The organism is Neobacillus niacini NBRC 15566 (assembly GCF_001591505.1).
GTDB classification, from domain to species: Bacteria; Bacillota; Bacilli; order Bacillales; family Cytobacillaceae; genus Neobacillus; species Neobacillus niacini.
In genome coordinates, this window is the sequence record NZ_BCVA01000045.1 from 1 (window position 1) to 25,512 (window position 25,512).

Annotated in this window: 23 protein-coding genes; 2 read left to right on the plus strand and 21 right to left on the minus strand. The window is 39.5% G+C overall.

Annotated features, from left to right (window positions below; genetic code table 11):
- Positions 1-73: 73 nt before the first annotated feature.
- The 8 genes from BANA01_RS23435 to BANA01_RS23470 form a co-directional block, all read right to left on the minus strand.
- Complete coding sequence (locus tag BANA01_RS23435) at positions 74-853, minus strand: 2-keto-4-pentenoate hydratase (RefSeq protein WP_063254909.1); 780 nt, start codon at positions 851-853, stop codon at positions 74-76.
- Positions 854-980: 127 nt separating this feature from the next.
- Positions 981-2,465 carry an aldehyde dehydrogenase gene (locus BANA01_RS23440; protein ID WP_063254910.1) on the minus strand — a complete coding sequence of 495 codons (1,485 nt, stop codon included), beginning with the start codon at positions 2,463-2,465 and terminating at the stop codon, positions 981-983.
- Between the two features lie 177 nt (positions 2,466-2,642).
- Entirely contained in the window at positions 2,643-3,083 is a 441-nt protein-coding gene (locus tag BANA01_RS23445) for a GlcG/HbpS family heme-binding protein (protein WP_063254911.1), read from the minus strand.
- Between the two features lies 1 nt (position 3,084).
- Complete coding sequence (locus BANA01_RS23450) at positions 3,085-3,411, minus strand: 2Fe-2S iron-sulfur cluster-binding protein (RefSeq protein ID WP_063254912.1); 327 nt, start codon at positions 3,409-3,411, stop codon at positions 3,085-3,087.
- A 147-nt stretch (positions 3,412-3,558) separates the two neighbouring features.
- Positions 3,559-4,473, minus strand: a complete 915-nt coding sequence (locus tag BANA01_RS23455) for a catechol 2,3-dioxygenase (protein ID WP_063254913.1) — start codon at positions 4,471-4,473, stop codon at positions 3,559-3,561.
- Positions 4,474-4,556: 83 nt separating this feature from the next.
- Complete coding sequence (locus tag BANA01_RS23460) at positions 4,557-4,943, minus strand: VOC family protein (RefSeq protein WP_063254914.1); 387 nt, start codon at positions 4,941-4,943, stop codon at positions 4,557-4,559.
- 19 nt (positions 4,944-4,962) lie between these two features.
- Positions 4,963-6,387, minus strand: coding sequence for an Asp-tRNA(Asn)/Glu-tRNA(Gln) amidotransferase GatCAB subunit A (locus tag BANA01_RS23465; RefSeq protein WP_063254915.1), 1,425 nt, complete (start codon positions 6,385-6,387; stop codon positions 4,963-4,965).
- Between the two features lie 153 nt (positions 6,388-6,540).
- Complete coding sequence (locus BANA01_RS23470; protein WP_063254916.1) at positions 6,541-7,821, minus strand: Rieske 2Fe-2S domain-containing protein; 1,281 nt, start codon at positions 7,819-7,821, stop codon at positions 6,541-6,543.
- A 235-nt stretch (positions 7,822-8,056) separates the two neighbouring features.
- On the opposite strand from BANA01_RS23470, the gene BANA01_RS23475 reads away from it, so the two are divergent.
- A complete protein-coding gene (locus BANA01_RS23475) occupies positions 8,057-10,027 on the plus strand; it encodes a XylR N-terminal domain-containing protein (protein WP_063254917.1) in 1,971 nt (656 codons plus the stop codon).
- 55 nt (positions 10,028-10,082) lie between these two features.
- On the opposite strand, the gene BANA01_RS30050 is transcribed toward BANA01_RS23475, so the two are convergent.
- Positions 10,083-10,220, minus strand: a complete 138-nt coding sequence (locus BANA01_RS30050) for a hypothetical protein (protein WP_169803740.1) — start codon at positions 10,218-10,220, stop codon at positions 10,083-10,085.
- Positions 10,221-10,464: 244 nt separating this feature from the next.
- Here BANA01_RS30050 and BANA01_RS23480 point away from each other — a divergent pair, with 244 nt between their 5' ends.
- Positions 10,465-12,882, plus strand: coding sequence for a penicillin acylase family protein (locus BANA01_RS23480; protein WP_063254918.1), 2,418 nt, complete (start codon positions 10,465-10,467; stop codon positions 12,880-12,882).
- Positions 12,883-12,937: 55 nt separating this feature from the next.
- Here the strand turns inward: BANA01_RS23480 and BANA01_RS23485 are convergent, their stop codons facing one another.
- The 12 genes from BANA01_RS23485 to BANA01_RS23540 form a co-directional block, all read right to left on the minus strand.
- The gene (locus BANA01_RS23485) at positions 12,938-13,594 is read right to left on the minus strand and encodes a YczE/YyaS/YitT family protein (RefSeq protein ID WP_063254919.1); all 657 of its coding nucleotides are present in this window, start codon (positions 13,592-13,594) and stop codon (positions 12,938-12,940) included.
- Positions 13,595-14,091: 497 nt separating this feature from the next.
- The gene (locus tag BANA01_RS23490) at positions 14,092-15,216 is read right to left on the minus strand and encodes an acyl-CoA dehydrogenase family protein (RefSeq protein ID WP_063254920.1); all 1,125 of its coding nucleotides are present in this window, start codon (positions 15,214-15,216) and stop codon (positions 14,092-14,094) included.
- Positions 15,217-15,286: 70 nt separating this feature from the next.
- Complete coding sequence (locus tag BANA01_RS23495; protein ID WP_063254921.1) at positions 15,287-16,042, minus strand: SDR family NAD(P)-dependent oxidoreductase; 756 nt, start codon at positions 16,040-16,042, stop codon at positions 15,287-15,289.
- 186 nt (positions 16,043-16,228) lie between these two features.
- Positions 16,229-16,591, minus strand: coding sequence for a hypothetical protein (locus tag BANA01_RS23500; RefSeq protein WP_063254922.1), 363 nt, complete (start codon positions 16,589-16,591; stop codon positions 16,229-16,231).
- Between the two features lie 145 nt (positions 16,592-16,736).
- Positions 16,737-17,936: a dipeptidase gene (locus BANA01_RS23505; RefSeq protein ID WP_063254923.1), complete on the minus strand. Its 1,200-nt coding sequence runs from the start codon at positions 17,934-17,936 to the stop codon at positions 16,737-16,739.
- A 145-nt stretch (positions 17,937-18,081) separates the two neighbouring features.
- Positions 18,082-18,573, minus strand: a complete 492-nt coding sequence (locus BANA01_RS23510) for a flavin reductase family protein (protein WP_063254924.1) — start codon at positions 18,571-18,573, stop codon at positions 18,082-18,084.
- 235 nt (positions 18,574-18,808) lie between these two features.
- Complete coding sequence (locus BANA01_RS23515; RefSeq protein WP_063254925.1) at positions 18,809-19,747, minus strand: ketopantoate reductase family protein; 939 nt, start codon at positions 19,745-19,747, stop codon at positions 18,809-18,811.
- Positions 19,748-19,977: 230 nt separating this feature from the next.
- Entirely contained in the window at positions 19,978-20,958 is a 981-nt protein-coding gene (locus tag BANA01_RS23520; RefSeq protein WP_063254926.1) for a 3-hydroxybutyryl-CoA dehydrogenase, read from the minus strand.
- Positions 20,945-22,111: an NAD/NADP-dependent octopine/nopaline dehydrogenase family protein gene (locus BANA01_RS23525; RefSeq protein ID WP_235847212.1), complete on the minus strand. Its 1,167-nt coding sequence runs from the start codon at positions 22,109-22,111 to the stop codon at positions 20,945-20,947. Before BANA01_RS23525 ends, BANA01_RS23520 begins: the two co-directional genes overlap by 14 nt.
- The gene (locus tag BANA01_RS23530) at positions 22,092-23,141 is read right to left on the minus strand and encodes a TRAP transporter substrate-binding protein (RefSeq protein WP_063254928.1); all 1,050 of its coding nucleotides are present in this window, start codon (positions 23,139-23,141) and stop codon (positions 22,092-22,094) included. The genes BANA01_RS23525 and BANA01_RS23530 overlap by 20 nt, the downstream gene beginning before the upstream one ends.
- A gap of 146 nt (positions 23,142-23,287) precedes the next feature.
- Positions 23,288-24,577: a TRAP transporter large permease gene (locus BANA01_RS23535; protein ID WP_063254929.1), complete on the minus strand. Its 1,290-nt coding sequence runs from the start codon at positions 24,575-24,577 to the stop codon at positions 23,288-23,290.
- Positions 24,578-24,581: 4 nt separating this feature from the next.
- On the minus strand, positions 24,582-25,145 hold the full coding sequence (locus tag BANA01_RS23540; protein WP_063254930.1) for a TRAP transporter small permease: 564 nt from the start codon (positions 25,143-25,145) through the stop codon (positions 24,582-24,584).
- Positions 25,146-25,512: the final 367 nt, after the last annotated feature.

Consider the following 25,512-nt stretch of genomic DNA (forward strand, 5'->3'; position numbering starts at 1 on the left):
CAATTTGCTTAAAGATTTTACTAGCCATTTCTTTTCCTCCTCAGATATAGTTCCACGATCTATTCAAGCAAAATTATTTAAAGTTAACGCTTACTTGTCCAAGATGAGCAAATCTTGCAGTAAAGTTGTCCCCAGATCTTGAAACCACCATGCTGGAAAGTGCACCAGAGAGAATTACTTCCCCCGCTTTTAGGGTGATATCATAATCAGCCAAACGGTTTGCCAACCATGCAACACAAGAAGCCGGATTTCCAAGAGCAGCAGCCCCCACCCCGGTATTGGCAACCTCACCATTTTGCATTAATACCATGCCAATTAATTCAAGATCAATATCTTCAATTTTTGTCGGCTTGCCGCCTAATACGACTAATCCTGAAGAAGCATTATCTGCAACTGTGTCTTGTAATTTGATTTTCCAATCTTGAACCCGGCTGTCAACAATTTCTAATGAGGGGACAACATAATCTGTTGCTTGTAAAACATCAAGGACAGTCACGTTAGGGCCTTTTAGATCTTTTTTCAAAATAAAAGCAATTTCGCCTTCAATTTTTGGTTGAAGCATTGTTTTAATGTAAATAGTTCCGCCATTTTCTACTACCATGCTGTCTAAAAGATGTCCGTAATCTGGTTCATCCACACCTAACATTTTTTGTACTGCTACAGAAGTTAAGCCGATTTTTTTACCGACTATTTTTTGTCCTTCGACTAGCTTCTTTTTAATATTTTGGAGTTGAATATAATATGCCTCATCGATCGAAATTTCTGGATCTGACGTAGTTAACGGATCCATTCCAACGCGGGTTTGTTCAGCTTCAATTAATTGAGCTGCAAACTTTTCAATTTTACTTATCAATTAAATACATCCATTCTATTAAATATGTATTTTGGTCATTGTTCGTATTAACAGAAAACATTTAAAAACCTGTTGCACGGCCTTACCTATCTAAACCATGCAACATAGTAGTTTTTAGAAAAGAGAATTATAGTTTAACACAAATATTCGTTAATTCTGTGTAGAATTCCCAGCTATGAGCACCGCCAACACGACCTAGTCCGCTATCTTTCGTACCCCCAAATGGAGTTCTTAAATCACGTACGAACCAGCAGTTGATGTAAGATAAACCTGATACAATTTTTTGAGCTACACGATGTGCACGTCGGATATCGTTAGTCCAGATTGTGTTACTTAAGCCCACGCGAGTATCGTTTGCTGCCGCAATTACTTCTTCTTCTGTGTCGAATGGAATAACTGTAACAACTGGCCCAAAGATTTCTTCACGAACACAACGAGAGCTGTCATCTAAACCAGTAATAATAGTAGGTTCTATGAAATATCCTTTATCCAATCCTTCAGGACGTTTTCCTCCTGTAACAAAAGTTCCGCCTTCTTCTTTAGCAATTTTTAGGTAGCTCATTACTTTATCATAGTGTATTTTAGCAACTAATGCGCCTTGATCGTAGGCCATATCAAATGGGTCGCCAACTTTTAATTCTCTTGTTTTTGCTGCAAATTTTTCTAAGAATTCTTCATAAATTGGACGCTCAACGTAAATTCTTGAACCGCATACACAAACTTCCCCTTGATTTGTAAAACTTGATCGAATAGTGGTGGCAACTACTTCATCAATATCCACATCCGCAAAGATAATGTTAGGGTTTTTACCGCCTAATTCGAAAGAAAGCTTTTTCAAAGTAGGGGCAGCTTCTTCCATGATCTTAGTACCTGTTGATACTTGACCGATAAAGCCAATACCTGAAATGTCAGGATGTTTGTTGATAGCACTTCCAGCACCAGGTCCAAAGCCGTGAACCAAGTTTACAACTCCATCCGGAACACCAGCTTCTTTAAGAATTTCCATTAATTTTGTTGCTGTCATTGGAGTTAATTCAGATGGCTTAATAACTACTGTGCAGCCTGCAGCTAAAGCTGGAGCTAATTTCCAAGTTAATAAGAATAATGGGAGGTTCCATGGCTGGATTAATCCGACTACTCCGATTGGGCGGCGATATCCGTAGTTAAGCGCATTATGAACTTCATCCTGGTATGCTTCTGTTCCTATAGAAATCATGTAGTCAGCAAAGAAATGGAAGTTTGCCGCTGCACGAGGTGCATCAACGTGACGTGAAAATTTAAGATGCTTACCGGTATCCAAGGATTCTAATTGTGCGATTTCTTCTTGTCTTGCTTCAAGAATATCACCAACTTTGCGGAGAACTTTCGAACGTTCTTGTACACTCATTTTTCCCCATGGTCCTTCTTCGAAAGCACGTTTAGCAGCTTTAACAGCTAAATCAATATCTGCCGCGCTTCCTTCTGCAACTGTACCATAAACATCTTCCGTTACAGGGTTCACGTTATTAAATGTGTTTCCATCTACAGATTCAACAAATTTACCGTCAATATAATGTAAACAATCAAACGCTTTAACAATAGGTTCAACTACTGTTTTAGTTTGGACTTGCATTGTATAACTCCTCCTTGAACATTGCTAATTTCTTGTTAACGCCTACATACTTTTTATCCCCAAAAGATTACATCCAATATACTTTTTTAAAAAGTGTATCTACTATTCTAATATGTTTCCTATTATCTGCACTTAGGACAAAAAGTCTTTAAATTGAGAAAGCTCAAAATAGGGCTACTAGCTATATAGATTAAGCTGAGCATACTGTTCAAATACTTTAGCACCTGCTTCGGCACATTGTACATCTTCTATGGCACTACCACCGGAAACACCAATGCCTCCAACAATAATTCCATTGTATAGTAACGGAATACCTCCACCATAAACAACAAGCTTATTTGTATGAACAATCCCTGTTAACAAGGCGGGTTCATCTTTTATCATTGGATACCATTCATGTGTCGGTTTTCCAAATGCAGCTGCCGTATAAGCTTTATTCTGGGCAATGTCTGAGCTTAGTAATGCGGCTTCATCCATACGAATGAAGGCTTTTAAATTGGCTCCTTCATCTACAATGGCAGCATTAATTTTAATTCCAAACTCTTTTGCTTTATTTGTAACTGCCTCAAGAATTTTCAATGCTAGCGACTGGGTTAAAGCGTATTTTTGATATAGCATTTTATTTCGCCTTTTCCAGACTATCCTTTATTAGTTGGTTTTCGTAATCAGCTGCCGAAATAATATCAAGATCACTTTTAACTGTCATACAACAAGCTAGGGCAAAGCCGTTGGCTAGTTCCTCATTAGAAAGTGCTTCATGTGAGCGCTCTAATTCTTGCTCATATTTCCCTTCTAAAACTTTCATCTTGCACATCCCGCAGCCGCCGCGCTGGCATCCTGTCGGAAATGGTATAAACTCGTTTCGAGCTGCTCTTAAAGGAGTTTGATCTGGAGCACAATTATACTCAAATTGTTGATTTCTTACCTTTAAAGTTACTTTATACATATCGTTTCTCCTTAATTTCAGATAGACTCTCGGCATTCGCCGAGGCAGATGGGAGGAGGAATCCCTTGCCCCACCCATTTGTTTTCCAACTTACTTTGTAGGGGCTTTTTTCCCAGTAGGTCAATTTCATTTACTCTGAAAATTAAATCAAGTCAATGCCTTCATAAAGGATTCAGATAATTCTCTGCGGTGATAAAAAATACCCGTTCCAATTTTTGATGCATCCCATGTAATCGTTGGCATATCCCGAAATGCCATATATCCACCTGCAAATGCTTCATTACGGTTTCCTGATGGGTCAAAGAAATAAATGGTTTGTCCTCTTGAAATTCCGTGTCGAGTAGGAGTCACATCGAATGGTACTTCATACATCGATAATAAATCAGCTGCTTTAAATACATCATGCAGAGATTCTACACCGAATGCTGCATGGTGAAGTTTTGCATCTGGCCCTTTTACAAAAGCAATATCATGAGACGTATTTGTCGTAAATAAGAAACTGCCGACTAATTCTTCTTCCCCTTCTGTAACAACTCTTTCACTTTGTCCAAAATTAAGCACTTCAACAAAGAATCTTGTAACTGTTTTTAAATCGTCACCAGTAAGTAATAGGTGATCAAGGCGATGTGGAGCGATCCCTTTCATACCTAATGGCCATGGATGAGGATTTCTCGTTCCTACGGCTGTGCCTAAGAAACCGATTTCATGATAAAGTTCACAATGATGACCAGTTGGCAAAATAAAATGGACGGCTTCCCCTTCACCTAATCTAGTATTGCTGGAAATACGAGTAGTCGTACAGCCAAATTCCTCTATTTTTCTTTCATAATAGGCAAGATCATCAATTGTCTCTACTTTAAAGGCTAAATGGACTAAACCCGCCTTGTTCGATTTTGTTAAAATTAAACTATGATGATCAAATTCATCCCATGCTTTTAAGTAAACACTATTTCCCATACGTCCCGTTTCTTCTAACCCTATAACCTTTGTATAGTATTCTACTGATTTATCTAAGTTTAATACATTTAATTCCACGCGGCCTAAACGCATAACTCTTGTCATTTTTTATCCTCCTAATACAGGTAGTTTTTTGAGAGATGACACCTTAATGCCACCTTAGCACTATTGAAAATGCTGACATGCGCTCATTTTACTTTTTCTACTAACTGCAGCAGCTCCCGGCTTGGCCCGTGAAAGAAGATCATGCGCCCGCCATCAAGCGTTGGCTTCACCATATCCGAAGTAACGATGATCTCTTTTTCTTTTAAGAACTGCATCGTTTCATCAATGTTTTCGACTGTAAAAGCAAGATGGTTCACAATACCCGTTTCACTGTACTTAAGCGTTGCTTTTTTCTCTTGAATAAGCTCAATCTCCATATCCGGCTGTGATTCAAGATACAAAAAAGCCATTTCGCGGTCGGATTTACTTCCCCGGAGACGGACGTTAAATCCAAAAATCTCCGAATAAAACCGGATCGATTGATCCATATCACGAACCATTATGGATACGTGCTCCATTTTCCGTATCATATAGTTCTCCTTTTATTCTTTATTTGTTTGAGGAAGCAGCAGAACCTTCCCCTGGCATCATCATTAGTGCTTTGACCCATGGCATTGAGTTTTCGTAGCAGTCGCCAATTTGAAGCACTCGATGATCTGTGAATGGTTTTCCGATTAGCTGCAATCCGACTGGCAGGTTCTCTGTTGTAAAGCCGCAGGCTACGGATAGAGCTGGGAAGCCTAGGATATTTGCTAATGGTGTTTTCCCAAGAGTAAACATATTGCTAATCGCCATTTCTGGAACCATCGTACCGATTTCAAACGGTGGTTGGACATTTGTTGGGCCGACTAAGGCATCAATCCCATTCATTTGTTTGATTGTTTCTCTGACAAATTGCTCTCTCCTGCGCTGGGCACGAAGGTAGATTGTTGCGGAAATATCACTGCCAAATTCAAAGCGGTATTTCAAATCATCTCCGTATAGATGACCGTATTTTTTCAATAATGGTTCGTGCACGGAGACTACCTCTGATTGAGCGATTGCCTTTAAGGCATTTAGCGCTTCATCTATTCCTGGTAAATCAATCGGAATGATTTCAGCGCCAAGTGATTCTAGCTGACGGAAGGCTTGTTCAATCACCCATTTCACATCAGCATCAATCCTGGAAAACATGTATGGCTCATAGAATCCTAGCCTTACACCCTTTAAGTCGCCTAAGGAGTCAAATCGAACAGGAACATTCCTTTTAACAGTTGCCGGATCTTTCACATCATGCCCTCTTATGACCTCAAGCATGATGGCCGCATCCTGAACCGTTCTTGCCATCGGCCCTACATGATCCAATGACCAGCTGAACGGTAGACACCCGCGTCTGCTAACGACTCCATAGGTTGGCTTGAACCCGACTGTGCCACACATTGCTGCCGGTAGTCGGATGGATCCAGCTGTATCTGTGCCTACCGCACCAAAGGCCATTCCTGTTGCGGTTGCCACTGCTGAGCCGCCGCTTGAGCCGCCTGGAATTCTAGTGACATTCCAAGGGTTCTTGGTGCTTCCATAATGTGGATTTTCCGTCGTTGCCCCCATGGCAAACTCATGAAGATTGGCCTTGCCGATGATAACAGCTCCAGCCTCTCTTAGCTTTTGAACAGCCGCCGCATCCTCAGAAGGAATCCAGTCTTCAAAAATTTTCGAGCCGCCAGTCGTTTTTACACCCTTCGTTTGTAAAATGTCTTTGACAGCAATGGGAATTCCGTGCAACGGCCCCCGCACAATATTATTCAGTAATTCCTCTTCCAATTGCCTCGCCTGAACCAGGGCTTCTTCTTCCATGACAGTAATAAACGCATTAACTCTTGGCTCATACTCGTGAATTTGGTTTAATGTCATTTGCGTCAACTCAACCGGTGAAATCCGTTTATTTCTAATCGCGGCCCCTGCAGTTTCAATTGTTTCGAAAAGGAGTTGATTCATGGCTTGTCTCCTCATAAACTTCTAAATTAAAAGTAAAGGACGGCTCTAATGTTGCTAATTCTAGTTCCTCATCACATAAAATGGTGCGTAGATACTCTTCTAAAGTCATCAAATCCCTACTCTCACTTTGATATTCCTATTTATTCAAATATTTTAAGACTTTACTTTCTGCCCATCCTTTTTATATTGTTCCTCCAAAGGAAAAGCCTCCTGCCAGGACTTTTCGTTCTTGTCGTAGAGTCCCGCACTGTATAGGTTCCTCAGTGATTCATTGTCTAACTTAAAGTTCTCTGCTCCTTCTTGGAACGCTTTCACCTGTTGAAGCAATAAGCGGCGCATATGAATAATCGGTAAATCACTTGTTCCTAGATGCTCTTTAGAGCGGTCGACAATCGGCCCCATTGTTTCGGTTGCTGCGTGATCCTGATTAGCGATTCCTCGGATTCCGGTGAAATTTCCTGTCTTTTGTAGCTCACGGTCCTGTGCATAATCATTCTCAAGGCTGATTTGTTTTTTGAAGTGCTCATCTAACTTTAAGCCGCGGCGTTCATGATTCGCCTGAGCATCAATTGTACGGTTATGTGAAAATTGTACATCCCAGGACCAAGTGCTGTAGTCATCTCTTGGAATGAACGCATGCCACATTCCATCCTCACCCTCAAACCTTGGTGGATAAGTATAAAACGGGAAGATATAATGAATTTCCATAAAGGCATTTTCTGTTTCGTTGCCAATTCCTACGGCTACACAGCGTTTTCCGTAATTGGTATCCTCTACATCTTGTTTGACCGGTGGATTCTTCACAAGCGGATGGTTCGGATCAATTCCTAAATCTGTACTTAAAATTCCTTCTCCTGTCTCCTGTTTCCCATGTGCTTTGTGAAGAAACGCCGCATGTACATAATCAAGATCATTTTCCATTACCTGTGCATAGTTGCATTCCTGCCAAACCCGTTCCGACATCATATATTCATCAGGAAGCCCCATCCAGTAGAATTCAGGAAATTCAGGCTGGCTCTCTTCCGGTCCCATGTACGTCCAAACGATACCTTTTACCTCCTTCACCGGATAATTTTTGATCTTGATTTTATGTCTAAACTTCGGATCGCCTTCCTCTGACGGAATTTCCGTACAATCACCATTCGTATCAAATTTCCAGCCATGATACATACAGCGTAAGCCGCATCCATCATTGATGCCGTAATATAGAGATGTTCCACGGTGCGGGCAGGCTTCCTCCATTAAACCGACTTTCCCTTCCGTATCACGAAACGCAATTAATTCCTCCCCGAGCAATTTCACGCGCTGCGGCTTGCCGTCGCTTAGTAATTCATCTGACTTTAATGCCGGTATCCAATAGCGGCGAAACAACTCACCCATCGGAGTACCAGGCCCTACTCTTGTTAATAAATGATTATCTTGTTTTGATAACATGTCGATTCCTCCCATTTGTACTTTATTTGTTTTTAGAAAATTTTGACTTTATGTTTATATATTATTAAAATAGCATCATTCAAACAATTTATCTTTAGGTCGGAAAATTTTCATTTTATAACCGAAACATACAGTTAGAGATAACTATTCTGATTCTTTCAAAAATAGTGTGAATTATGATAGATTAGTAATAAATAATAAATGCTTTTGATTTTCTTTTTCTATAGGAGGCAATATGGCGATTAAAGCAAACACCATCACCTTAGGTGATTTATTTGGAATGAACCCTGAAAATGACAACTTTCTACAAGCTCACCGAATGTTTATATCAAGCGCGGATGCCTGGGGAGCTTTAATTAAAGATTTAATTTTAGCTCTAGGAATTGAAAGAGCCAAACGCTTTCTATTACGGTATGGCTATCAATGCGGAAGGCATGAAGCTTTAATGCTGAAGGAAATGTTTAATTGGGAGAATATTAGAGAATGGATTATGGGCGGGGTTACCATGCATGGCCTTTCTGGACGAACAACATCCGTTCCGGTTAACGTTCATATTGACGTTGAAAACCAGGAATTTGAGGCGGAAGGATATTGGAATAATTCTTATGAGGCCCAACAATATTTGCAGCACTTCCCAACACACTCAGAACCTGTTTGCTACTTTCTTGAAGGATATGCAAGCGGTTACTGTAGTACCTCCCTGGGCAAAAAAGTGGTTTTTAAAGAAGTCGAATGTATCGGTAAAGGTGATCCACATTGTCATTTTATTGGAAAAACACTTGATCTATGGGGAGATGAAATTTCACCTGAGTTAGTTGATTATGCACGAGAAGACATTGGGGACGAACTAGATCAAGCACATAAACGAATTGAAAAACAAAGTGAAATTTTAAAACGTGGGAATTTATTAAGTAATCAATTGACACAAATTGTCCTACAGGAAAAAGGACTAGACTCAATTGCCCAGACACTTGGACGAAGTTTAAAATGTGGAATCGTTATCTCCAACAAAGATTTTGAACCCCTTTCACAATATGGGGATGTATTTGAATATTCCTTAAAAAGGATTATTGAAAAAAAGGAAAACCTTGACCCATCAGATCAAAAGAAAATAATCGAAATGATCCATCATCGAACTACCATTCAACTCAATACTTTAGATAAACAAGGATTTTTCCATTATCCTTTAATCACTCCAATCATCGTGCGAAACCATGTATATGGTTATATTTCGATTATAAAAAACTCGAAAGAAATGGACGAACTCGAGTCATCTTTTATCGAGCGGGCAGCCAATATTTGTGCACTTCATATTCTAAATGAAAAAACAGCCATTGATACGGAACTAAAAATGAAAGGAGAATTATTAGACGAGGTTCTGCTGCAGCCAAAGTTAGATTCTAACATTACGAAAAAAATTTCTTTTCTAGGCTATAACCTCAACAAACCTCATTATGTGTTTATTTTTCGTTTACAAAATCCGTCCTTTGATTTTCAAAAGGATGAATTAGTACATGATGAAAAGGAAGTGATTATGAATGTCCTTAGAAAATATTCAGCTAATGCAGGAGAAAATATACTAATCTCGAACTCTTTTGGACAGGTTCAAACCCTTATTTCCGAAGATTTATTGAAGACTAACAATTGGAGCGAAAAGGAATTAGGGACATCTATATTAAAAGAAGTGAAAAAGGAATTTCCTTCATCACAACTAATCATTGGAATCAGCAACATATGTTTGAATATAAATGGTGTTCACGAAGGTTACAAACAAGCGAAAAAAGCGTTAGAAATTGGCCAAATCAACAATGAGAACCAACACGTGTTCCAATTCTCAGCCATTGGACCTATCTCCATTTTATTAGATGCAAGAAATCCACAGGAATTGGAGGCCTATGCCGATCATATTTTAGGTGCCATCTATCAATATGATATTCAGAAATCTGCAGAACTATTAAAAACTCTTTATTTCTATTTAAATAATGAATGCAATTTGCATAAAACAGCCCGCTTCCTGAATTTATCAATTGGAGGGATGCGTTACCGACTTGCAAATTTAAAGGAACGATTTAACATTGATATGATGAATTCAACAACGCGTCGTGAGGTTCAAATGGCCTTAGACATATATACAGCATTTGGCAAACTGTCTACCCTCCTTTTCAACCAAGAGGTAGCTGGTATAGAATATCAAGATTTACGATAAATAAAGAGACTGTCCTAATTTAAATTGGACAGTCCCTTTCATTTTTCACCATAACTTAGATACATCCTGATCTCATTACAACCCCAATCCATTGATAATAGGATAGAAACCGCCCACCTCCGACACCAACACCTTGTATTAATCTCATTAAAACAAGCAGGATAGGAGCCCATATCCAATCGAGCCAATTCATAGGTTGGAATGAATCCTTGCTTTTTCATTCATATGTTTTTCATAAAATAATTTGACTAGTTGTACGAATCGTATAGAAAAATGAAAAATAATAGACCAGTCCATACATTGTTTACTAAAATGACCTAACGTATAATCCATAAGGTGAACCAAAACTTCAGAAAATTTAGAATTAACGGTTCGAGAAGGCTAAGAGATGATCTTAGCCCATTTTTTAATCCATTTTGAAAGGAGAAAAGATGAAAATGCACAAAAAAGGATTAACGTTATTTTTAACCTTTGTTCTGTTGTTAACCTCCATTACTCCGGTAATGGCGGATTCACAGAAAAAAGGAACAGTCAAAATTGTCCGCGACAATTATGGTGTCCCGCATATTTATGCCAATAATAACGAGGACTTGTATTTTACCTATGGGTATGTAATGGCTGAGGATCGGTTGTTTCAGCTGGAAACGTTTCGTCGGGGGAATAACGGAACAGTAGCAGAAGTATTTGGGGAAAAGTTTTTACCAAGAGATCAACAAATGAGAAGAGATGGCTACACAGATCAAGAGGTCCAAAAGATGATTACAAAAATGGATGGATTCTCAAAAAAGGTCATCCGTAACTTCGCAGCAGGTATCTCTTTGTATGTAGAAGAAGCATTGAAAGATCCAGATGAGAAGCTGTCAAAAGAATTCCATGATTACAAGGTAACACCTAAGGCTTGGACAGAAGTGGATGTATTAAGGTTGTTCATGTCCTCTATGGGGGTATTTATGGATTCAGAACAGGAAATCCAAAATGCTAAGATTTTAGCTCAATTGGAAAAACAATATGGCCCTGAAGCAGCGAAAAAAATGTTTGACGATATTTTTTGGGAAAATGACCCTGCCTCACCTAGTACACTGCCGGATGATGGAGCTGTCAATCCTGTTAAAAAGGATACAAAAAAGACTGCCAATCAGCAGTTTCCGGGGATTGAAAGAGCATCTGAAACAGTAACAGAGAAGCACAATGATTTCGTTGGAGCCTCAGAGGAGTTAGGACTTCCGTTGAAAATTGGCAGCAACGCGGTTGTGATTGGTCCTGAAAAGTCAGCTACTGGCAATGCTTTGCTGATGGGTGGACCACAGTATAATTTCTCGGCCCCAGGTTCAGTGTATGAAGTAGGCTTACATGCTCCAGGAATTGATATTGAAGGTTCCGGGCTGATCGGACTACCGATTATCATGTTTGGTACGAAAGAAAACTATGCTTTTACCTCCACCTATGGAGTTGGGAACTTAGTTGATATATTCGTAGAAACATTAAACCCAGAAAATTCATATCAATACTTATATAAGGGTAAATGGCTGGATATGGAAAAGAAAGTCGAAACCTTTACGTATAAGGACAACAATGGTGAACGTAAAGAAGTGACTAAAGAATTTTACAGCACGGTTCATGGTCCTATAACGTTATTTGATAAAGAAAATAACACTGCCTATAGTAAGTCATGGTCATTCCGTGGAACAGAAGCACAAAGCTGGTCCGCCTATTTAGAGTCGAACTGGGCTGATACTATTAAAGAGTTTCATAAACAAGCACAAGAAATGACGATGAGCATCAACTGGTACTATGCAGACAAGGAAGGAAATATCGGTCATTTTTATACAGGAAAATATCCAATTCGTGATGAACGAGTAGATGTAAGACTTCCAACTCCAGGTACAGGCGAATATGAGTGGAAAGGATTCATCAATCCAAAAGATCACCCCTATGCCATTAATCCGAAAACCGGCTATATCGTTAACTGGAATAACAGACCTGCTTCAAATTGGACGAATGGAGAGTTAAGCTTTATGTGGGGTGAAGATCACCGCGTACAGCAGTTTATCGATTTAGTCAACGCTAAGGACAAGTTAACAGTAGACGATATTGATGATATAAACTATCATGCAAGCTATGTTAACTTAAGAACAAAATGGTTTAAACCGATGCTGATGGAAGCTTTGGAAAAAACAAATGATCCAAGATATCAGGAAATGTATGAAGCCCTTCAGGATTGGAACAATCTAAACGAAGATAACAATAAAGATGGTATGTATGACAGCTCAGGATTAACGATTTTTGAAGCATGGTGGCCGATTGTCGTGGATAATCTTTACAAAGCTCAGCTTGGGGATGCTTATCCTTCGTTAAAAGGGATCATCGATCATCGTTATGGGTCAAGTCTTACGTTAAGAGCTTTGGGAGGAAGTAACGGTCCGCTCAAAACAAATTATCAATGGCTGAATGAAGACACTGACCGATTTTTGCTTACAGCATTAGATCAAGCGCTTGAAAAGCTCGAGGAAGAGCATGGAACAGATGTAAGTACCTGGTTGAAACCGGCCCGGATGATGGTATTTACTAATACTTCATTAATCGGCCTTCCGCAATACGGATCCGAAACAAAATTACTCGAAGCAAACCGCGGCAGTGAGAACCATTATATCGAACTAACCAAAAATGGCCCTAATGGAGTCAATGTAAATCCTCCAGGTCAGATTGGTTTTATCAAAAAGGACGGTACAATGCATACACATTATGAAGATCAAATCGAGCTGTTTGCAAATTGGGAATATAAACCTGTCTTGTTTACAGAGCAGGATGTGGAAAAATACGCTGTGAGTACTAAAGTACTTAAAATTAAAAAATAGAGCGATATGAAAACACAGGATCCCATCCTGTGTTTTTTCGCGATAACCATCTTATTCATCCTTCTTTATGAAACGTTTGAATCAATTTTTTGTCATATTTTAACTTGATAAATAGTTTTTCTACTTTAGGATAAAAAAAGGCAACAATAGGTCCCAGAGAAACAACCATAATGAACGTTCCAATGCCGACGGGCCCGCTGAAAAGGAAGCCGAGCGTGACGACTGCCAGTGAAAATAATGTCCTTGAGGTAGAACGGCTCATCTTCCAAATTTCCTCAAGAAGAAGTATCATTCCGTCCGGCGGTGCAGGCGAAAATTTTGCTTGTAAATAAAGCGATACGCCTAAGCCAATGAATAGTAACCCAAAACAAAGGAACAAAATTTTACCGGGTAATTGTTCGGGAATATAAACTAGTTCCGTGACATAAAGCCACATATCAATACTTAAGCCGGTCAAAAAGGATGTTAAAAAGGCCAGGATATCGGGTCTGTTTCGGCGCACAATGGCCATAATCGTGACCAATATGGCACCAATAATAAACTCCCAGCTGCCTACAGTTAGACCAATTGTTTGCTGAAGACCGACCTGTAATGAAGGCATTGGAGCAGCTCCAAGCTGGGAATTTACTGAGCAGCTGATCCCGAAGGAAAGCAGCAGAATGCCAATCATATAGAAGGCAAAGCGAATTCGAATGTTTACGTTAACAACCAATGACATCACTCCTTATAGCAAGTTCATTTTAAAAAAAGAGACGTAACAAAAAAACTTCTATTTTTTAAAGATAAAATAGAAGTTATGGATAGAAAGTAATGAAAAGTAATCATTCTTTTAAATAATGATCTCCCCCATGATTGAAAAAGGAAAAGATGTTTGTTAACTTGTCTTTATTAGAAGTTGTCAAATCAATCTTCCTCTTTCTCCTATTAATGTGTAGAATAAAATGAAAATAAACACTATATTAATAGTGTTAGAAGAGTAAAATTTAGTGGTTTTAATTTCAGGAATATTCTATTATTTATTACACCCAATGGTTAGGGACATTTCGATTACTTCCTTTCTTTTCTATATTCAGAAAGGTTAGAATCTCCACGTATGTTAGAGTATTTTCTTTGCACTCATCCCCCACCAATAAAAGTGGGGATGAATGCTGAATGAAGTTAACAGAGTCTTATTTAGAAATGTAGGAACCCAGGTAATGATCCCCAGAATTAAATGTAGCCGCGAAACGGCTGTACGCCCAGGAATACTGATCCAGCGCCGTCATACATACTTTCGTTAAGGAATGCGTGCTGGGTTACGACCATTGCATCGCGTAGATAGCGTTGCAGTGGATGCCCGTCGTAGATTGCTGAGGTGCCAGCGAGCATGTAGGCTGTCTGCACGGCACTTGCACCTTCACGAGCAGCTTGTGCCGCTGCTAAACGCAACATGCTGGTTTGCTCAACGGAGACACCGTCACCCTTTAGGATTGATTCCCAAGCATCATCAGTGGCCTCGTAGAAGAAAGCGCGTGCCGACCTTAGAGATGCTTCTGCCTTTGCAACGCCAACTCGCAAGTAAGCACGATCGGCCATCTTTGGTGCACCGGTGATGCTAGAACGGCCTGCCATCTGAGAAATTTCATCAAGCGCAGCACGGGCTATGCCAAGATTGACAACCGCCAGCACCTGTGCTGCATAAGCGATAGATGGATATTGGTAGATCGGCTCATCAATAGAAGGCACTCCGCCACGGGCAAAGGTCCATTCGTCAGAGATGAAGGCGTCTTTCACCCGAAGGTCATGGCTGCCCGTTCCGCGCATCCCAATCACTTCCCAGTTCTCGACGATTTCCACATTCTCAGGCCTCAGCACCGCAGTAAGCGGCTTACCGCCTTCTCCCATGCCAATACCAACACCGAGAATGTCAGCACCCTTGCAGCCGCTCGCAAACTTCCAGAGACCGTTCACGCTCCAGCCTCCCTCGACCTTCTCTGCAGGCTGGACCGGAAATAATCCGCCTGCGAAGGCCACGTCCGGTCCATTTGCGTAAACGCATGCGAGCGTTTCACGTGGAAGGGCCGCTAGGTAGATTGCAGCAGAACCGAAGCTCGCCACCCATCCTGCAGATCCGTCAGCCTCGGAGATGGTTTCGATCAGCTTGAGGAACTCCCTAGGAGAGGAGCCATCACCGCCAAAGCAACGCGGTGCGTGAGCACGATAGACGCCCAATTGTTTAAATTGCTCGATCATGTCCCGAGGCACATGTCTCTTCGCTTCAAATTCATCTCGTCGGGCGCGGATTTCGGATAACACAATGTCAATCTGGTTTTGATTTTGCATTTTAACAGTCATGATTCATTCCTCCCCATTATTATCTATCGTTTCACCTAATGATTAATTGGTTTAATTCTATAGAACACCCTTATCTCATAAGCCTTCCGCCATTAATGTCAAAAGTTGCTCCGGTTGTAAATCCACCACTATCAGAGGCTAATAAGGAAACTAAATCTGAAACTTCTCGCGGTTCTCCCACACGTTTAAGTGGAATGGTCTCTACCATTTGGGCTAATTTAGCTGGATCCATTTTATCCATCTCTGGTGTACGAATGGCAGCTGGAGCAACCGTATTAACAGTAATTCCATAAGGCGCTAACGATCTAGCAAAGACTTTACTTAACGCAATTTGCCCCGCCTTAGAAGCAGAATAATGGGCACCCGAAGTTAGTGGGCCTGCCTGCCCTCCAATGGAAGACATATTGATTATTCGTCCCCATCCTCTCTCTTTCATTGCAGGAATAACAGCTTGTGAAAAAAAGAATGTGCTTTTTAAATTGACAGATAAGACTTGATCCCATTCTTCCTCATCGATCTCTTCTATTGAAGTTTCAAAACGGATTCCTGCATTATTTACTAGAATATCGATTCTACCCCACTCGTTTAAAACCTCGTTGACAGCACTTTTAATTCCGTTAATGTAAGATACATCCAATTGGATGAACATGACTTGCTTCTGTAATTCTTCCTGTTGAAACCGCTGTCTTGTTTGTTCAAGATTCGCCTTATTTCTGATCACAAAAACGACCTTTTTTCCTTCTTTTACGAAATTTTCGGCGACAGCTAAACCCAGGCCTTTATTTGCTCCGGTAACGATTGCGACTCTTTGTTCATTCATTTGCATTGAATTTCTCCCCTATTCAAAAAATTTACAATACAATTACAATTTCCTGTATTATGGTCCGAATTTTAGCACAATATCAGTTCAACTGATAAAACGCTTTCATAATCTAATTCTATTTATCACTATAATAATAGACAGTACTGAGAAGCCCCATGTATCCGTGTGGGGCTTCGCCAATTAGTCTTCTTATTTTTCAAGTAAGAAAAACGGTCTGCCAATTACAGCTTCTAAACGGAAATACTTATCCAATCCAGTTGCACGGAATGAATTGGTCATATCTGCAACGGTTTGTAAATCTGGAACATTATAAAGGAAACTTGCATGCCAACCAGCACTTCCAGCAGGTCCAGCTGTTAAAATATCTCGGTCAATGGTGCCAAGTAACTCTGACCCATTCTCTCTCCATGAAGCAATGATTTCGTTTAATACAGGTAGAATCTCATTTGTCTTCTCCTCACCCGTTGTGTTAAACCACCCTGTTGATTCAAAATAGAACATTACTCTAAGTGGTGATGGTACTTGTGGTGCATCGTGTTTAATTCCAGCCATTTTTATATTCCTCCCTGTTATCTCCATAATAATTTCCATTGTTAATCTAGTGTAACTAGTTGACTAAGAAGCTAAAATATAAGAAAATTTTAAGATTGCTACTTCCATAGCCTCTATACTTTCTATCACTTTTAACAAGAATATTTTACAATATAGATTGTAAAACTCTTAGAGCATTTCCACCCACAATTTTCTCAATATCTTGTACCTTATAATTTTTCTTGATCAACCACTTAATGATATTACTCATGGCTTCAGTTGGGTTCTCTAATCCTTTGACAAAAGGAGAACTGTCATAGTCTTGATTCCCATGTGACTCATGAAGCGATAACATCGAATCGAAAGCGTCTTGCAGGGCTACATGGTCTCCAAAAAATGTATCCGGTCCTAAACCAACATGTTCAATCCCGACTAAATCTATTAGATACTCTAAATGCTCCATAACCGATTCAATGGTATGTTCATTGGGATTCTTAGAAGAAAGAGTGGTGTTTGGTGCAGCACAAACCCCGATAACTCCACCTTTTTCAGCACATGCGAGAAGAACTTCATCCGGTTTCATTCTTGGTGAATCCCATACTTTCCTCGCTCCAGCATGGGTAATCATGACAGGTGATTCACTTGCTTCAATAACATCTAGGCTTGTTTGATCACCGCAATGTGAGATATCGATAACCATTCCAAGAGTATTCATTCTTTCTACTACTTTTCTGCCAAACTTCGTTAATCCGCCGTCGAATTTTTCAGTTAAACCGGACCCTAATGTATTGGCGTCATTATAGGTGATCCCCATGCAGCGAATCCCAAGGCCATATAGAACATCTACCCGATCGACTTCATTTTCTAAAATACTTGCAGCTTCCAATGATGGTAGAATGGACACCCGTTTTGATACCTTCGCTTCCTGTAAGTCCTTAAATGTTTTAGCAAGAAAGACGGTATCTTGTTTGGCTATGTCACAATAACGTATCCCCAAGGTTAAGATGACATCGTTCCACTTTAGTCCATTTTGCGATGTGATAATGGAGATTCCATCCATAAAATTCTCAAATACAACATCAATGCCGGAGCGGGCTAAGCCCTCATAATCAAATTCTGTATGAAGCTGACGGCAATAAGGAATGATATCATCCGGATTTTTGGGAACGATAAATCCGTGGTCCCTTAGAGAAACAATCGGATAATATTTTTGAATCGTATTGAAAATACGTTCCTCCGAATCTGAAAGCTTAATCTCATAGGTATTTCGGTATCTTTCCGATTGGGGGAGAGGATACGGTTTATAGTGTTTGCCCGGTGTTAGATATTGAAATGAGCGGTATCCATCATAATGTTTTACTGTCATAATCATCCCCACACTTTGTGAATAGTTATTTCCTTCAGTTTGTTCATGTAACCTTTGACTCCACTAGCTTCCTTTTAAGAAGGAAAAATAGCAGACTTTTCACCTTATTAAACTAGTATTTCTTTTAAATGGAGCATTTATTAATTTATTGATTGTTCACCGCAGGAATAGAAATGCTACAAATTTTCCCTTTATAGAAAAGAAGCGGTTGTTTCTCTTCTTTTCTAGAGATTGCTTTCACTAAACCCGTTACGATCCAATGGTCGCCGCCTTCTAGTACTTCATGAACATCACAAACAAGTGTTGATAGATTTTCTTTTAACATCGGAACTCCATCTTCAGAAAGTTCGTATTGTGCATTGGCAAATTTATCGGTGCCTTTTTTCGCAAATGTCCAACAATCACTTTCCTGCTCCTCAGATAAAATATTTACGACAAACGGACGGCCGGGTTGGAACGCCGGTACACTATAGCTATTCTTATCTATGCAAACTAAAACTAAAGGCGGGTCCAGCGACAATGATGAAAAGGCATTTGCTGTTAGCCCAATATTTTCTCCATTTTCGCCTTTTCCTGTGATGATCGTAACTCCTGTCGCAAATGTTCCCAATGTATTTCGAAATTCTCTTTGATCCATAAACCCATCCCCTTTTTTCTTATTCATACTCCTATAATGACAACAATCTAATCAATCACGCGAAAAATAAACTTTTTTGTATCCTGCCGATAATACACATTCTAGAATATTTCGAACATTCAAACTACAACATAACCAGTCTGAATTTATCGATCTGTTCAATACTATTAGTATAGTGTTATTTATTGTAAGGCAACTAATTCTATTAAAAGTTCGTTACTAAATAATTTTTGTTTCAAATTAAAGACGGTTGCTCATTCCCTTTTTCCAACATTTTTATTAAATGATAAAGAACTTGATTATAAGGCATAGATATTTGATTATGCTCTCCTTTTTTTAACAAAGCACCATTCAAAAATTCTATTTCAGTCGGTTCACCACGTTGTATATCTTGATACATCGATGAAAGATGACTTCCAGACATAGAAGGATTGAGTGCAGCAATAATCGTTTCGGTAATATATTTTTTGTTCAGTTCGATCCCTTCTACTTCCGCAACCTTTATGATTTCATCTAATATAGGATCTATGATTTCATAAAAATGACTATAATTCCCTATCACTCCAGCCGAACGTTTCGTTAACGTGCAAAGGGGATTCATCACAGAATTAAAAGCCACCTTATTCCAGATACTTTTGATAACATTTTCAGAAATGGTTGCGTGAATGCCTGAATGATTGAATATCTGTATCATTCGTTCAGTATCTTCTATGTGTTGGCCAGTCACATTCATGATTTCCGTTTTTCCTGAACCAAATGCTTCCACCATTCCAGGTCCGCTCAGTTTCGCTGAGTACGTCGTAACACCAACAAATAATTGTTCTTTGGACACATATTTTGTTAATATCTCTATATTCCCTAGACCATTTTGTAGAGTGAGGACTTGGGTTTGTTTACCTAACAGATGCGAACAACTTTTCATCATGGAATCTGTCTTTGTTGATTTCGTAAGGATAATTAATAAATCTACTTCCCCCGCACAATCTTTCGGAAGATGTGCTGGTATGTAGACTTGTTCCTTCCCCTTTTCATTTATTACCATTAGTCCATTTTGTTGGATGACCTCAACATGCTCCTCCCAATCATCGATTAGCTGTACATGATAATCATGTTTATAAAGTGCAGAACCCACACGACTTCCCATTGCTCCAGCACCTACAATCACAATGTTCATTTGATCCCTCCTTTTTACCAATCGATTTTTATGTATACAATCTTCCGTTACCTTTTACTAGAGAAAAACAAAAAGAAGTAGTGGTTATCGACTAACATCCACTACCATATATTTTTCGAACGAAGCACAAGATCATGTTTCATACGGCTACAAAGCTACTATTTTCGTCCAACGTATCAGGGTCAACATAGGCTTTTACACTGGAACCTATGTCTTTAGTTGTATTGTTTTTAAACACCTGTCAGATACCCTAGATGCTTCAGCAAATCCACAAATTTTCGAAGGGTTTGTACTTGATATTCATCGATATTTTTCCCTTCAAATGAATAAAAGCCTTTCCCTGTTTTCATCCCTATTTCGCCTGTATTCATTTTATTTTCAATAATCTCTGGAGGAGCAAATCGTTCTTCACCCATCGAATCTTTTAAATAGTGACTGGCATGGTAGAGCGTCTCGGCACCGCCCCAATCGATAAATTCTAAGAGTCCTAGAATAGCAAAACGGAGACCGAGCCCTACCGTAGATGCCTTATCAATATCTTCAACGGTAGCGACTCCCTCTTCCACAAGACGAGATGCTTCATTCATGGCTAGCGCTTGTATTCTTGGTACGATAAAGCCTGGTGAAGGGGCACAAATTACAGGAACTTTCCCTATGCCTTCAAGTAAGCTGATCATTTTTTGCAAGTATTCAGAACTAGTTGATTTCGATGGACTTACTTCTACTAACGGCATTAAATAAGCAGGATTCAACCAATGGGTATTCATAAATCTTTCTTTCCCTTGAATATATTCAACTAAATCATTGGCTGAAAAAGATGAAGTGGTAGAGGCAATGATTGTATTCTCTGACAGAATCTCACAGATTGAAGCAAATACGGATTTTTTCACCTCTAAAATTTCTGGTACTGCTTCAAATAGTACATCTGAGTCTTGCCAGGAAAGATTGTGGTCTTTCATCGAACAGACTTCAACTTGACTTAAAATGGTCTCAACGGACTCTCTTGCTATTACATTTGTCACGACTAGGATCTCTAATTGATTCCTTAATTCGTTAAAAACTTGTTCTTTTAACTGGAGAAATTCTTCTCTTGTTCGTTCCTTAATATCAATAAGTGTGACAGGATAACCTTGATAAGCGAAAGAAAGGGAGATTCCTCTCCCCATCCTTCCTGCTCCCGCTACCGCAATGGACCCATTAGTTAATTTCATATTGGATCACGCCTTTTTCCAAAATCTCTTTCACTTGTTCTTTTGTTTTAATAGAAAGTCCTAAGTTCTCCATCGTTCTGCCTGTCTTGCGCAAATCTTCCCCTATCACACTGGATGCAATAGCCAATAGACCGGACGCAACTGGTACAGGAACCTTTAGCCATTCACCTAAGGAAACAAGGAAAGCAAGTCCGCATGCCACATCTTCTCTCATATAGCGGTGATGAGTGAGATTAAGAGGTTCATGCCAATCATTTCCATCTACGAGCTTCTCGTGTGCACCGTTTCCATACATCCACTCGTCTCCGTCATGAATATAGTGATCCTCGAGCGGAAAGTGAGGGGCCGTATATCCTAATGCTTCACGAATGCTGATCCGTTCTGCATCAAGTGCTCGATGAACATTTCGAATTGCAGGCTGTGTGCCTTCATCATGAATATCCCATTTATCAAAATGTTCAATGGGTCCTGCATTCATTAAGATAAGTGGCGGGTGAATAATCGGTCCAGCATTCATTAAAGCTCCATCAAGAGCATCTTGATTCTCTTCAATTGCAGGAAAGGCTTCTTTTAAAATCCGAAAGGCATATTCTGCTTGGTTACTAGGGAAGACCCCTGTTGGAAGCCTTGTCCCACGTCCTGAAATTGAAACGGTTTCTTCATCGTGTTTTCTTGCTAAATAAGGCAGAGTTCCTGTTTCAGCAAACATCACATTTGCTCTACAGCCTTCCTCTACAAGAACCTTGGACATTAGGTAGCTGCCGAATGTTCCAGGTGGTAAGAAAATAACTTGGCCATCTTCTAAAATCGGTGCCAACTGTTTGGCAAGTGAGCTTTGCGTGACAGCGGGTAGAGGAATGATAATGAGCTGTACCCCTTGAATCGCCTCTTTCAGATTAGTCGTAGCATTCGCTAACGTAACCAATCTATTTCCCTTATAGTCTTTTACTTTGATTGTTTTTGTTTCTAGCACTTTTTGAAAGGCTTCAGCGTTACGTCTCCATAGAGCAACCTCATGTCCTTGTTCCGTCAAATCAACTGCTGCTGCGTAGGATCCATTTCCTCCACCAAGAACCGCAATTCTCATCGGTATTCCTCCATTCATAATAATATTAATAAAAGCGAATTCTTTGTTACTTCTTGTATTGTTCAACTAATTCTTTAAGTCGTTCATGGTATTCCTTTCCTGGCAACCCTTTTTCTTCTGCATTCTTCACTGCATTTTCATTAATTGGCGCAATGGTTTCACTCCACAGTTTTGTTTCCTCTTCTGATAATGGAACAATTTCTAACCCTTTGGTTTCTTGACTCCATTTAATAGCTTCTTGCGTGTGTTCATCTAAATATTTCCCTGTGAAAATAGTCATTTCTCTATTTAATTCATCTATCACTTTCTTTACATCATCAGGAAGGCTTTCCCATTTATCCTTGTTCATAACAGCCACAAAAGTATTGATCGTTAAAGGATAATCCGAAACATATTTAACATATTCAGCAAGTTTTAAATCCTTTAAAACTTCACGCGAAGAAACATTCCCTTTCACTACTCCAGTTTGCAGTGCTTCTGGTACTTCTGATTGAGCCATCCCGACTGGTGCTGCTCCTAAAGCTTTCATTACTGGCGTTAACGCACCTGCAATACGTAATTGAGTCCCAGAAAGCTCTTTTAAATTGGAAATACTCTTTGTACTTTGGATATAAGCAGGCTCTGTTGCGAAAGTAGTCACAATTTTAAAGTCCTTCAGTGCATCTGCTGGGTACTCACTCAATAAATCCGCTACCACTTGGCTAGCTACTTCAGCGCTCGGGTAACCATTTGGTAAATCTGAAATTTCTAATAATGGAAAACGTCCTGGTTCATATGTGGTTGCCGTTAAACCGATATCAGCTGTACCATTGGCTACTCCATCAAACATATTATCTGCTTCAAGAAGTGTTCCACCAAAAAACATATCGACTTCTACTTTACCATCTGTTCTCTTCTCTAATTCCTCAGCCCATTTCTTCATTTGAACAGCTGGAAATGTATTATCTGGTGCAAAAAAAGCATAAGATAGAGTAATCTTTTTTTCATCCCCGCTCCCAGATGAGCTACTCGAACTACATGCCCCTAAAAAGGCAACCATTGCCACACTTAGTAACATTAAAGCTAATTTCATTCCAAACTTTTTTTTGGATCTCATACTTTCATCTCCTTTTTCATTTATTTTCTTTGTCACTTCAAGTAAATAGTTTACCAGTTTTCACTTTGAAAACGCTTTATATTATAGATATCTAAAAAACTAGCTTTCTTAGTCCTAAATCAATCTAGCAGATCAGACACTTCCTTCTACAAAACAAACGTTACAATGCTTGGAAAAAGAATGAGCAACGCAATAAACACAAAATATGGGATAAGAAAATAGGATGTACCTCTAAAAATAGTCGTAATCGGTGTAGTAGGTGTTAACCCTTGGACGACAAATACATTTACTCCTACTGGTGGAGTGATCGCGCCGAGACTCGTTACGACACAAAGGACGATGGCAAACCAAATCGGATCGTATCCTAAAGCTAGCACTGTAGGATAGAATATCGGTAAGGCAATGGTTAAGAAGCCCATTGCATCCATAAGCGCTCCACCAATGATAAAGATGAAAAGAATGGCAAGGAGTATAACGACAGGAGGCACGGCCAATTCACTCACCCATTCCGCCACATCAAAAGGCATTCTCGTAATCGCTAAGAACCGTCCAAACACCATCGCCCCAACAATGAGCATCCATACCATAATCGATGAACGTAACGTACTTGCGATTGATTCCTTAAAGTTCTTCCACGTTAATTTACGCATAATAAGAGCAAGAACAATGGAACCAAAGGCACCAAAGGCAGCTGATTCTGTTGGTGTAAACCAACCTAAGAACAGACCGCCAATAACAAATACAAATAAAATGCCAATTGGAATGACTCCTTTTAATGAACGAATCCGTTCTTCCATATTCGTCTTTTCCCCAGCAGGGCCAAGATTCGGATCTTTCCAACAAATAAACACAATCGTCAAAATCAATAAAACGGTTAATAGAATTCCCGGAACAATACTCGTTAAAAATAAATCTCGTACCGATTGCTCCATCTGTAACGCTAATACGATTAACACCGTACTAGGTGGGATAATAACGCCTAACGTTCCTCCTGTAGCGATACTACCAGTACTTAGGGCTTTATTATAGTTATATTTGTTCAATTCTGGTAACGCCATCGTTCCAATCGTAGCGGCTGTTGCAGAGTTAGAACCACTAATAGAACCAAAGACAGCACTCGCTAACATCGTAGTACTTGCCATCCCGCCTCTGTGATGACCTACCCATGTATAGGCCGAATAAAAGAGCTTTTCTGCAATTCCTGTTCGGTATACCACTTCACCCATTAAGATGAACAAAGGAATAACGCTTAAGGAATAACTCGTAAACTGACTCCATAAATCAGCACTTAGTACATTGTTGGCTGCCTTAGGAGAAGCTGCCAAGATTAACCCAACATACCCGACAATAAACATCGCAAAACTAATCGGCATGCGAAGAAACATCAGCACAAACATAATGATAATTCCGATGATGGATAATAATATTGGATCCATTCTGTCACTCCTTCCAAATGAAGAACGTTTCTTTAATGATGGCAAGAACTATCCCAATGAATCCTAATGAACATAGTTGGACAATAGGATAAAATGGAATTCGCAAGGTTTCAGATACCACTCCGCTCCCCATCATATTCAACCCATGCTGGAATATAAGCCATCCAGCTACGAGAAAAAATAGGGCACTCACGATATTCACAAGGGTGTGAATGATCTTACTGACCATTACGGGGAATTTGTTAATCAGCAGATCAATAAATACATGACTTTTATGCAATTGTGCATACCCAAGTGCAAAAATACCTGAAATCGCTCCAAGCCAAGTGGCTATCTCCACGGTTCCAGCAAAAGGATCTGAAAACATCCGTTTGATGGCATTAAAAACAATTAATAGCATTAATAAGACAACTGCTGCACCTGCAATCCATGCCAAAGCCTCATTCATCTTATCGATCATGGTAAAAAATAGATTGATAGTTTTTGATTTTGTCTTTTTAATAGTTTGATCATATACAGTCACTCTTGCCTGATTATCTATGACTGGAATTGATTGATCCCTATCCATTCTCACACCTCCATGTAAATTGTTTTATGTTTTTTATCTATAAGAGAAGGAAAATTAGCTTTCCCTTACTTTGTGTGGTTAAGACTGTCACACCTGTTGAAAATTGACTAAGCGTATTTCTAAAAAAAAGAGCATTGGATTGGCTGAGGTGGTTTCTTGTATTATTCTGGGTTTTGCATTTCGGCATAGATTACTAATTTCATATTCTTTCATCCTCCTAAAATTGAATTGATCTTTCTTTTTTGTCTCAATTAATAGAATCTTTACAATCTTCTTTATTTTCTGTCCTGTTTTGAATTATAGTTTAAACATACTTCTGAATCAATTACCGATTCGGTTGGAATTTTTTGTTTTTACTACCTTATTC